Origin of the sequence: Leptolyngbya sp. UWPOB_LEPTO1 (genome assembly GCF_017302695.1) — a bacterium.
Lineage (GTDB): Bacteria > Cyanobacteriota > Cyanobacteriia > Leptolyngbyales > Leptolyngbyaceae > Leptolyngbya > Leptolyngbya boryana.
The window spans coordinates 1-11,252 of record NZ_JAFLCJ010000055.1; the positions used below are offsets into that span (position 1 = coordinate 1).

Annotated in this window: 8 protein-coding genes; 4 read left to right on the forward strand and 4 right to left on the reverse strand. The window is 46.7% G+C overall.

What is annotated here, in order from left to right; translation table 11 throughout:
• The first annotated feature begins 121 nt into the window (after nt 1–121).
• Entirely contained in the window at nt 122–304 is a 183-nt protein-coding gene (locus J0L70_RS31715) for a hypothetical protein (protein ID WP_287457304.1), read from the forward strand.
• A gap of 199 nt (nt 305–503) precedes the next feature.
• Here J0L70_RS31715 and J0L70_RS31720 read toward each other — a convergent pair whose 3' ends face one another.
• From J0L70_RS31720 to J0L70_RS31730, 3 genes are read right to left on the reverse strand one after another with little or no spacing between them, the layout of a single operon-like run.
• On the reverse strand, nt 504–1,778 hold the full coding sequence (locus tag J0L70_RS31720; protein ID WP_287457306.1) for a sensor histidine kinase: 1,275 nt from the start codon (nt 1,776–1,778) through the stop codon (nt 504–506).
• A gap of 12 nt (nt 1,779–1,790) precedes the next feature.
• Nucleotides 1,791–4,427 carry a hybrid sensor histidine kinase/response regulator gene (locus J0L70_RS31725; protein ID WP_268183932.1) on the reverse strand — a complete coding sequence of 879 codons (2,637 nt, stop codon included), beginning with the start codon at nt 4,425–4,427 and terminating at the stop codon, nt 1,791–1,793.
• On the reverse strand, nt 4,424–5,764 hold the full coding sequence (locus J0L70_RS31730) for an ABC transporter substrate-binding protein (RefSeq protein ID WP_287457308.1): 1,341 nt from the start codon (nt 5,762–5,764) through the stop codon (nt 4,424–4,426). Before J0L70_RS31730 ends, J0L70_RS31725 begins: the two co-directional genes overlap by 4 nt.
• Before the next feature lie 539 nt (nt 5,765–6,303).
• Here J0L70_RS31730 and J0L70_RS31735 point away from each other — a divergent pair.
• The 3 genes from J0L70_RS31735 (at nt 6,304) to J0L70_RS31745 (ending at nt 11,007) form a co-directional block, all read left to right on the forward strand.
• Complete coding sequence (locus J0L70_RS31735; protein ID WP_268183928.1) at nt 6,304–7,884, forward strand: iron uptake porin; 1,581 nt, start codon at nt 6,304–6,306, stop codon at nt 7,882–7,884.
• A gap of 238 nt (nt 7,885–8,122) precedes the next feature.
• Entirely contained in the window at nt 8,123–8,410 is a 288-nt protein-coding gene (locus tag J0L70_RS31740) for a hypothetical protein (protein WP_268183926.1), read from the forward strand.
• A 98-nt stretch (nt 8,411–8,508) separates the two neighbouring features.
• Nucleotides 8,509–11,007 carry a two-partner secretion domain-containing protein gene (locus J0L70_RS31745; RefSeq protein WP_287457310.1) on the forward strand — a complete coding sequence of 833 codons (2,499 nt, stop codon included), beginning with the start codon at nt 8,509–8,511 and terminating at the stop codon, nt 11,005–11,007.
• A gap of 36 nt (nt 11,008–11,043) precedes the next feature.
• Here J0L70_RS31745 and J0L70_RS31750 read toward each other — a convergent pair whose 3' ends face one another.
• A complete protein-coding gene (locus tag J0L70_RS31750) occupies nt 11,044–11,166 on the reverse strand; it encodes a hypothetical protein (protein WP_268183922.1) in 123 nt (40 codons plus the stop codon).
• Between the last annotated feature and the right edge of the window lie 86 nt (nt 11,167–11,252).

Genomic DNA, 11,252 nt, shown 5'->3' on the forward strand with positions numbered 1-11,252 from the left:
TGTCTACGGAGTGACGACCAGTAATGCTTTCCACCCAGTGATGATCAGCCAGGGTCTTGCAATCAATTGCTTTCAATGTGTGCGTGTCTGGTACAGAGAATAAGCTTCATCGGAGAAAGTAATGAAACGATTTACCTGGTTTACTTTTCTGTATCTCGCGCTCGGAGTTTGCCTGACGGCGATCGCGCTTGAGAGCCAGAACTGGACGATGGAAGCCATGTTACAAGCGTTTTCGTGGCTATTAGCCGTCTTAATATTTGCAGAAATCATTGTGATTACATGGCAAGTAAATCCTGAACATTAGTTCTCAATCAGAACAAGGAACACCATGAATAAGCCTAAGTATTACAGTTGTAGATCGCTAAACTTGCCTGTTTTTAAGCTTGTTTTGTCCCTTCAAGCAAACAATTTTGAACGACAGAATCAGGCTTCCAGTCTCCGTGAAAGTTATCTACAACTGTAATACTCATGCACTCTTTGCGCATCCCTTGGACATAAATTGCTCAACTGATACAAGGAAGTTGAATCATAAATTCAGTGCCTTCTCCGAGTACCGAGTTGGCTGAGATCGTGCCACCATGGTTTTCTTCAATAATTTGACGCGAGATCGCGAGTCCTAACCCGGTTCCTTTACCCACACTCTTAGTGGTAAACAAATGGTCAAAGATTCTAGCTTGCACCTCTTCACTCATGCCTGTCCCATTATCCCGAATCCGAATTTCAACTACTTTTGGGGTAGCCAGTCGCATTTGAACAGTAATGATTTGGGGCTTGGCTTGCAACTCAGTAAAGGTAGACTGTTGCGCGACCTCATCAAACATGTCGATCGCATTCGCCAAAATGTTCATAAAAACTTGATTGAGCTGTCCTGGAAAGCAGCTAATCTCAGGGATATCGCCATATTCTGTCATCACTTCAATGGCAGGACGGGTTTCGTTTGCTCTAAGCCGATACTTGAGGATTAAAATCGTACTTTCTAATCCATCACGAATATCAAACAGAACCTGGGAATCTGTATCAGAGCGGGAGAAAGTTCGCAAACTAGTGCTAATGTTACGAATCCTTTCTAGACCCAATTTCATCGAATTGAGAAGTTGGGGTAGATCTTTCTGAAGAAATTCCAAATCCACCGCTTCAATTTGTTCTACTATCTCTGGATCAGGATTCGGATACTTTTGTTGATATAGATTGATTAGTCCAAATAAATCCTGAACATACTCTTGGGCAGGTTGCAAGTTGCTGAACAAAAAGCCAACGGGATTATTAATTTCGTGGGCAACTCCCGCTACTAAATTGCCGAGCGCCGACATTTTTTCGCTGCGAACCAGTTGCAGTTGGGATGCTTGCAAATCCGCCGATTTCTTGGCAACTTGTCGTTCTAGGTTTTGAGTTAAGGAGTAAAGCTGGATATGAGTTTTCACTCTCGCAAGCACTTCATGTTCTTGGAAAGGCTTTGTGACATAATCCACTGCCCCTAACTCTAAAGCGCGCACTTTATTTTCAACATCGGACAGAGCTGTCATGAAAATAATGGGGATATTCCGCGTTTTCGGATTCTCCTTTAAGCGTTTGCAAGTCTCAAATCCATCGATTCCGGGCATCATCACATCCAGTAAAATCAGCGCTGGTAGCTCATATTCAACCTGCTGCAGAGCGCGCTCTCCACTGGTTGCGATCGCAACCTCAAATCCAGCATCACTGAGCGCCTCGGAAATTACATCTAAGTTAGCTGGTGTATCGTCAACAATTAAAATTAGCTCTGTATGTTGAGTACTCATACTTTCCACCTTCTAAGTATTCTGCAAAACCAGATGCTGTTGAATCAGTTGTTCAATTTGCTCTAGTTGGAATTGTTTCGCGAGCTGTAGAACCTTTTGCGTAAAAGGTTTATAGCGCGCATCTTGCTGACCAATTTGTTCAGCAACTTCCTTAAGTTTTTTCAACCGACCGCCTTGAGCAAGCTGAAGCAAGACTTGTAAGTCTTCAACAGAAGGTGGAATCAGTTCTTGGTTAGATTCTAGGTTCGGTTCGGGAGCATCAGATAAATCTGGTGAAGCTTTGTCGTACTTCCAGGTGAGTTGTAAATGCTCAGCCAGGAGACTGAACAATTCACTCGCCTGGACTGGTTTGGCGAGAAAATCATCTCCGCCTGCATCCAAACTCATTTGCTGATCGAGTTGGGCAACAGACGCAGAAGAGACGATGACTTTCAGGTGTTTTAGCTCAGAATCACCGCGTAATTGCTTCAGGAATTCAAATCCATCCATGACTGGCATTGCCAGGTCAGTAATGACTAAATCGGGCAATTTCTCCCGAAGTTTGGCTAAACCATCCTGACCATGCACCGCTTCTGTCACAACAAACCCCAAGGGTTCCAGTAAATTGACGATGATGGCACGATTTTCCCAACGATCGTCAACAATCATAATCTGGCACTGTGATCCTTCATACCCAACAATCTGACCTGCTGCGGTGATAGTTTGGCGTTCATGCCAATTCTGGGCAATTGAAACTGCAATCTCAAAGAAGAATTCGCTACCCACACCCACTTGGCTCTTGATCTGAATTTGACCTCCCATCAACTGAATAATTTGCTGACTCAGTGCCAATCCTAAGCCCGTTCCTTCAGCCTTCCGGGTCTTATCGCCCACCTGCTCAAAGGCTTGAAACAGTTTCCCAATATCTTCCGAACAAATCCCAACCCCAGTATCGGCAATCACAAATCGCAATTTGGTCGATCGTGGCTGGCTTGAGGTCAAGGACGGATCGTCCACATCCACTCGCTCTACACGCAACGTGACCTGTCCTTGATCGGTAAATTTGATGGCATTGCCCAATAAATTAATCAAAACCTGGCGTAACCGTTTTTCATCCGCTTCAATTCCGGCTGGCAAATCGGTATCAGGCTGGTAGTGAAATTCCAGCCCTTTCTGATCGGCACGAACTCGGCAGATTTCAACCACACCTTGTAGAAAGGCAGGAAAATGGAAGGATTTGGGAATCAGATCGAGTTTTCGAGCTTCGATTTTAGAGAGGTCAAGAACATCATTAATGAGCGTGAGCAGGTGAGAGCCACATTGATAGATGACACTCACACCATGACGTTCTTTTTCTCCTAAGATTTTGGAGCGCTCCAGAATTTGAGAATAGCCAAGAATCCCATTCAAGGGCGTTCGGAGTTCATGGCTCATGTTCGCAAGGAACTCACTTTTGGCTTGGTTCGCACTATCCGCTACTTCTTTCGCTTCTTTTAACTCAGCCGTCCGTTCCTCGACTCGTCGTTCTAACACTTCAAAAGACGATTTTAGTTGTCCCGCCATGTTATTGAAGGTCTGAGCTAACGTGCCGACTTCATCCTGGGTCATCACTGGGGCAGTCTGGCTTAAATCTCCCTGAGCGAGGCGGGTCGCCGCTTCTCCAATTGCCAAAATCGGGCGGGTAATTCGCCGGGAGAGTAGATAGACCGCAATGAGCAGCACGCCAGAAGACAGAAACCCGATCCGGAGAATGTTGTTCGCTAATTGGTTCGCTGCTCGAAATGCTTCTGTTTGATCGATTTCGGCGATCAATGCCAAATTTTGTTCTGGCAACCAACGATAGACCCCGACCACAGGCACCCCGGCATAATTGATGTAGCTGCCAAACCCGCTTTGTTGCCGAACGGCACGATCAATGCCGATGCTGCTAATGCCTTCCTTAAATTGTTCCTGATTGACTTTCGCAGTCTGTTGACGAGAAATGAAAATCTGCTTGCCTTTGGCTCGACCGACGAGGTACGTTTCTGCAGTTTCCCCCAAGCCCGTATTGTCACGAATTAGGGTATCTACTTCATCGAGATTGAGATCGGCAATCAAAGCAGCCATTCGCGTCCCCTTGGGGTCGGTAATCGGTGTGGCAACGGTAATCGACGCTTTTTCAGTGGAAGGCGAGATGTAAAAGTTAGGAACGACAATATTAATGCGATCGCGGGTGAAATACGTGGCGGGATCTCCTAAAGGTCGGTAGGTTCCCTCTAATTTCGGATCGTCGGAGGCAAACACCACAAAGCCACTATTGCGCGTAATCCGAATGCTCCGAAGATTGGGTTTGATGGCAATCAACTGCGCCACATGCTCTTTGAGAATTTTGTAGGCTTCCTGGTACTCAGGCTCAGTCGGGTTTTTCGTTAGAAGCGTACTCAGTGCCTGTTGAATGCGGGTTTCTTGGCTGACGATGAGCGTATCGCGGAGTTGATTTTCAACCCATTTCTTTAATTGATAATCTTTGAGTTGGGTTGCCACAGTCAGGCGATTGATCACTTCTTTCTCTAGTGAACTTCTCGCTTGGAAGTAAGACCCAACCGCTACTGTCGTCACCGTTACCACCGACAGCAGAGAAAAATAGCCGACTAATTGAGTCAATAAGCTTTTATTAAACCAGCGTTTCATGCTTGTCTCTCCCAGGCTTGCCAAATAGATTTGATTTGCGCGATCGACCAATCAACTGCCTCAGTGGGAGAGGCTTTGTCTTGGATCACTTTCAGAACCGTTTTTGCCCAGAGTTGTTGACTTTGGACTTCACTAAAGGCAGAGTGCATCACCTCATAGGGAATCAAGCTAGGGCGATCGTAAATTTTCAGCGCTGTAGAGAGATGGGGATCGCTCGAATCTTTCCAGAATGGACTGTCTAGCAATTTCGGCATCACAGGCAAGACTCGCCCCTTGAAGCCTTGAACCAGGGGCGTAATGTTTTCTGGTTGCACCAAGTAGGTGAGAAACTCTTTAGCAGCTTGCTGGTGCGGGCTAGCTTTCGGAACGATCGCTTGTTTAATACCTTTGCGAGTCAACAGAGGAGTACCATCTGTTTTGAGCGGTCGATCGATCGTGACAATTTGCTGATAGCGCTGCAAAGCGTCCTGGTTATAGGGATTGTTCGCAAGTTTTTGGGTGAGGGGAATAGATAGCGTTAGATTCTGGGTCATCAGAATGCTGCCATCTAAGAAAGCAGTGTTATTCCCTGCACCTGTCCATTTCATTGCGACTTCCGGAACAAAGCCTTGAGTGTAAAAGCCGGTGTACTGGCTCAGTGCTGCGATGAATCGTTGCCGATTTTCAGGCATCTCTAGCAGAAATTCACCGACTTCATTGACTACTGCAACATTGTAGGCATCTAAAAACATCAATAAAGACGTGTAGGTGTCAAAGCCAACGCTCGACATACATAACCCCACACTATGCAGTTTAGAATGTCCCTTCTCACGTAAGGGCGCTTGAGCCTTTTGCCAAAACTGCCAGAATCCATCCCATTGTTGGGGAATCGCTTGGGAATCGAACCCAATTTCTTCGAGTAGATTCCCCCAAAAGTGGATGTAGTCATCGGATTGCCAAAGGGGCAGCGCGTAGTAACTGCGTTCTCCTCGGATCTTGTTGCGATAGGAGACTTGGGATAAAGCAACGGGAGTATACTGCGGTTTCAGCGGTGTCAGGACATCTGTTAGATCCAGTAATTGATCTTGCCAAGCCATCTTTGGGGCAAGGCTAGTATCAATCCCAACCGAATAGACAATGTCAGGAACTTGTCGATGATTCGGATCGGCAACAATTTTGTTGAGCTGTTGGTCAATCAGATCGACAGGTAACAATTTCAAATCGACCTTACGCTGAGTTGCCTGTTCCCACTTGCGGACGAGTTGGATCAGTTGTTCGTTTTCTTCGGGTAAAAAGCCTTGTTCCCACCAAATCACCAAATCTGCATCACTAGACGCTTGCGCGAGATTCAGATTCATTTGGCTATTGCGCTGTGTACAACTTGCAAGTCCAAGTCCTAAGGAAAATAATCCTAGCCTGGCAAACTTTCGCCTAGTCAGCATTTTGGGTAAACATTTGTCGAGTGGACTGTCTCTCCTGTGTCACGCTGGGGAAAATCAACTGCATTTCTGCTATTTCAGCCACCAGAAAATCTAGGTTGGAATCCAGTTTGACAGAGGTGAGGTAGGGCAATTCTCATTTAGATGCAGTACAGGTTTGAATCCCTGCCTTTACCTGACTCAACTTGAGGTTGACTTGAATCAGAATTGCTACAGCCTTACTTTTCCCCCAGACTATAGAAAATCAACACGAAAAATCTAGAGATTCAGCCAATTTGACAATTATTTACTTGTTTCTATGGACAGAAATACTCTACCCAAAAGCTTTTGGAAAGCTTTTGCTCCATTTGGAATTGCTAAAGATAACTTAATTTTCCTTCAAGGTAATCAACTTATGTTTTGGGAAACCTAGGTTCTGAATCTAGCCATTCTCTGAGGAATGGGAGGAGTGAGAACGAATGGTCAACCAAGTTTTACAACGTCTTTTATTTGGATCGTCAATCACGATCGCTGCCAGCTTCAGTTTGGCAAGTTTGGCATCTGCTGAGATTGGCGATCGCACTTATCCAGTCGAGAAGCTACCTGCCATAGATGCGATGTCTCAGGTGACTTCTGTTTCTCAGTTAAAGGATGTTCAACCCACAGACTGGGCGTTCCAAGCACTCCAATCTTTGGTCGAGCGCTATGGTTGTATCGCAGGCTATCCAGACCGCACCTTTCGGGGTAATCGTGCACTCACCCGCTATGAGTTTGCGGCGGGCGTGAACGCCTGTCTCGATCGCGTCAATGAACTGATTGCGGCTGCTACAACGGATTTGGTGAAGAAAGAAGATTTAGAAACCCTCAAAAAACTGCAAGATGAGTTTGCGACGGAATTAGCAGCATTGAGTGGTCGCGTCGATCGACTAGAGGCAAAAGTCGGCACGTTAGAAAAGCAAGCATTCTCTACCACAACAAAACTATTAGGCGAAACAATTTTTTCTGTCTCCTCTCCCCTCAGCGATGAAAAAGTGGGAGGCGGAGATCTGCCTAACAATCCAACAATGGGCTATCGAAGCCGTCTAAACTTTGTCACAAGTTTTACGGGCAAAGATGAGCTGCGCGTTCGGTTACAAAGCCAAACTATTGTTCCCCTGGATTCCAATGTTACAGGCACGAACATGACCCGCATCTCATATGACGGAAGTAGTAATGGCTCAGTCGGGATTGATGACTTTTTCTATCGCTTTCCGTTAGGGAGTCAGACTCGCGTTTGGGCAATTGCGAATGGCTATGGCACTGAAGCGATGGCAAATCCGTTAAACCACTTCCTCAAACTAGACTCGATCGGGTCAATTTCCCGATTTGGGCGGTTTTCTCCGATCTATCGCTTGGTGGGAGGTCCAGGAGTTGGTGTCGAGCATAAGTTCTCAGACAATCTCGGCTTGGTGACGGTGTATCGGGCGCGCGGAGCTAACAATCCTGAAACGGGTTTATTCAATGGCAATAGCAGTGCCTTAGCGCAGTTGAACTTTGCCCCTACAAAAAATTTAGAATTTGGCTTGACTTACGCTTATAGCTACTTTCCCAGTGCAGCTGTAGATGCGTCCGGCAGTACAGGTAGCTTAAATGCTCGGCGACCCTTTGGCAATGTGGCGACGCTAACTCATTCCTATGGGCTGACGGCTAACTATCGGGTGAGTCCTCAAGTGAACCTATCAGGTTGGGTTGGATTCACAGATGCAACGGCTGAATCTGGTGCAACCAAAGGTGCAGGTGCAGATATTTGGAACTGGGCGATCGCTTTAGCTCTACCAGATTTGGGTGCAAAGGGCAATCTAGGTGCTGTTTTATTGGGTATGCCGCCTAAAGTCACCCGTAATACGATCTCAAATCGAGAAGACCCAGACACGTCATTGCATTTAGAAGTCTTCTATCGTCATCAAATTAATGACAAAATTTCTGTAACACCTGGTTTACTGATGATCTTCAATCCAGAACACAATCAGAACAATCCGACTCAGTATGTTGGTGTGCTAAGAACCACTTTTCTGTTTTAGTAGGATGAATGAGACAGTGAGGTGCCAGGATAATGAACCCAGCATCTCACCTCAGTAGCAACGCTTGTCACTGGGAGTAAAATCCCGACAGAAATGCTTGAGCTGATTGATGCGCGATCGTAGAAAGATTTGCATAACCTACCGATCTTGCCCGTGTATGTGCTCAACCATTTTCGGTCTAACGTCCAGATATGGGCGATTAGACTGAAAGAGCCAGCCTAAATATCGGAAGTAGTTTATGGCGACAACGAAATCTTTTGACCAATATACGGTTACCCTTTCCGGCGGAGCTGAAGGTCGTGTCGGCTTGCTCATGTGCTATAGCGGCGACTCATTCGTCGGGCGAATTGATTTTTACCCGGACGGAGCAGCCTTAACTCAGGACTACCTGTGGCATCCTAACCCAATAGGAAAGTCTATCGTGCTCCACATGCCGATGAGTCGCTTCGAGGCAGTTATGGCGACAATTCTCGCTCATGCCTCAGCCTTAGCTGACGATCTCAAGTTTAAGATTGACCATTCATAACAAGCCCTCAGCCATCAACGGCGATAAAGTTTGAGATCGTAGAAATTTCAGTCTCAAAGTGGGCATATTAGCCCCGACCCCCTTAAGAGAGAAGAAATATGCTGCGATCGCTGATTTCCCTTGGACTCTTCGGCAGTTGGTTAATGTTCGCAACTCAGGTACAAGCGCAACAAATCACGTCTGATGGCACGCTGGGAAGCACGGTGGCACGATCAGGCAACGCTTTTACCATTACCAACGGCAGCGCAGCAGGCAGCAATCTCTTCCACAGCTTTCGCGAGTTTTCAATTCCCACAGGTGGCTCTGCAACCTTCGATCTGGTGAATACTCCTAACATTTCCACCATCTTCAGTCGCGTGACTGGGGGAAGTGTCTCAAATATTGATGGCGTGATTCGCACCATCAACAACAGCAATGCTGTGAATGTGTTTCTGATCAATCCTGCCGGGATTCTGTTTGGTTCCCAGGCTTCTCTGAATATCAGTGGTTCTTTTACTGCGACGACAGCCGATAGCATCCTTTTCGCGGATGGAATGAAGTTTGTTGCAACCTCTCCAGCAGATTCATCTCTTTTAACGATGAGCGTTCCGATTGGGCTGCAAATGGGGAGTCGTCCTGGTGGGATCACGATTCAAAATACTGGACATGGCTTGGTTTTTCCGATCAATCCTTTTGCGTCTTCTCCAGATCGCAGTAATAATCCTGCGGGATTAAGCGTTAATGCTGGAAAGACCCTGGCATTAATCGGTGGAGAGATTTCCTTAGAGGGTGGCGTACTCAATGCACCCTCCGGAAAAATTGAACTGGGAAGTGGCAGTAATGGCATTGTGACTCTAGACACTGCTTCACCCCTTCAGCAGTTTGGGTATAGCAATCTTCAGCAGTTTGGAAATATCCAACTCGTTCGTCAGTCATTGGTCGATGCGAGTGGTAGCCCTGCGGGAGCAATTCACTTTCAAGGACGCAATATTCGCTTAACCGATGGTTCTGCTGCTCTTTTAGTCAATTCAGGCAGCGCAAACGCAGGAGACATCCGGGTCGATGCCACTGAATCTGTTGAACTGCAAGGCATCGGAACTTCAGGATTTCCACAGAGTCTGCTGAGGGCAGATAACTTTGGCTCAGGCAATGGAGGAAATATCGTTGTTTCTGCTTCTCAACTTGTTCTGCAAGACGGTGGCTCGCTGCATGGGTTTAACTTTGGAGCAGGAAAAGGAAGCAATATTTCTGTCAATACTCAAAACTTGCTGCAACTTGTAGGGTTATCGCCTCTGAGTGGATTTGCCAGCTCCGTGAACACTCAGACGGTTGGTTCTGGTAGCAGTGGTGACATTCATGTGAGAACAAATCAATTACAGATGTTAGGAGGGGCTGTCATTGGTAATTCTACGTCTGGGACAGGGTTAGGTGGAAATACAACTGTTCATGCGAATTCAATCGAGATTAGCGGAGAAGATCCACAGAGCGCTGCTGCCAGTGTCATTGTAGTCGGTACATTCAGTAAGACCAACGCCGGACAACTCACGATTAATGCTTCTACCGTGAAAGTGTCGGATGGAGGAGGGATTGTTGCATCGACGGTCAACGATGGAAACGGAGGCAATTTATTCATCCATGCTTCCGACAAAATTGAAGTTAGCGGAGTAGGTTCTGTTTCCGGGCTTCCCAGTCGGCTTGGAGCCAGAGCAGATGTTCTTGCAGAACCAATTCGCAAACTATTTGGATTACCTAATCCGATAGATATCACAGGCAACACAGGAGAATTGAGCCTGAACACGTCTCGCTTACAGGTTACCGATGGAGCCATTGTAGGTGTTGATCATCCTGGGCAGGGTAATGCTGGCAATTTGCAGATTAATGCCAATGAGATTGTTCTCGATCGTACTGGAAGCATTACAGCGGAGACAGCTTCTGGCAAAGGTGGAAATATCAATCTGCAAGCTCAGAGGTTACTTCTGTTACGCCGGGGCAGTGAAATTTCATCGAAAGCGGGTGGCACGGGTCAGGGTGGTGACATTAGTATTAATGCTCCGATTATTGTTGCTGTTCCAATGGAAAACAGCGATATCATCGCAAACGCTTTCAGGGGGAGAGGAGGCAACATTACCATCACAACTCAAAGCATTCTGGGTTTAGAATTCCGTAATACGCTGACTCCCAGAAATAACTCGACAAATGACATTACTGCTAGCTCTGAGTTAGATATCAGTGGTGCAGTGCAAGTCAACAATGTGGGGGTTGATCCGAATTCTGGTTTGATTCAACTGCCTGCGGAGATCATTGATCCAACTCAGCAAATCGCAGCAACCTGTGCCGCCAATCAAAGCAGTAGCTTCGTCATCACTGGGCGGGGTGGGGTTCCAATCAATCCGATGCAGGACACAAGGCACGATCGCCCTTGGAATGATGTTCGCGATTTGTCTCATTTTCCAACAAGGACAGTCAACGCCAAGCACAATGCTGAAGAAATGCTTCAACCCACTGCATTGATGGAAGCAACCACTTGGTATCGCCATCCCAAAACCGGAAAAGTCGAATTAGTTGCAGCCCAACCTGCAAAGACTTCTTCAACGGCGACTTGTGCTGCAAAATATTGAATCCAGTGCGATCGCAGATGAAATCATAGTCTAAAACTAGCAGCGCATTGCCCGTTTAGAATTCCCCACACTCAGCGATCGCACTCGGAGCCATAGAGGATTGTTCTTGTGCCAGACGGGGAGAATGCGATCGCATAATTTAAGGAACGATGCTTCCATGAGACGAGGTTGAGACGGGAGCCGATTCAAAGGGAAGTTTGGACACCTTTGGGTCAATTTGGGGAGCCAGTTCGTAGATATTGCGA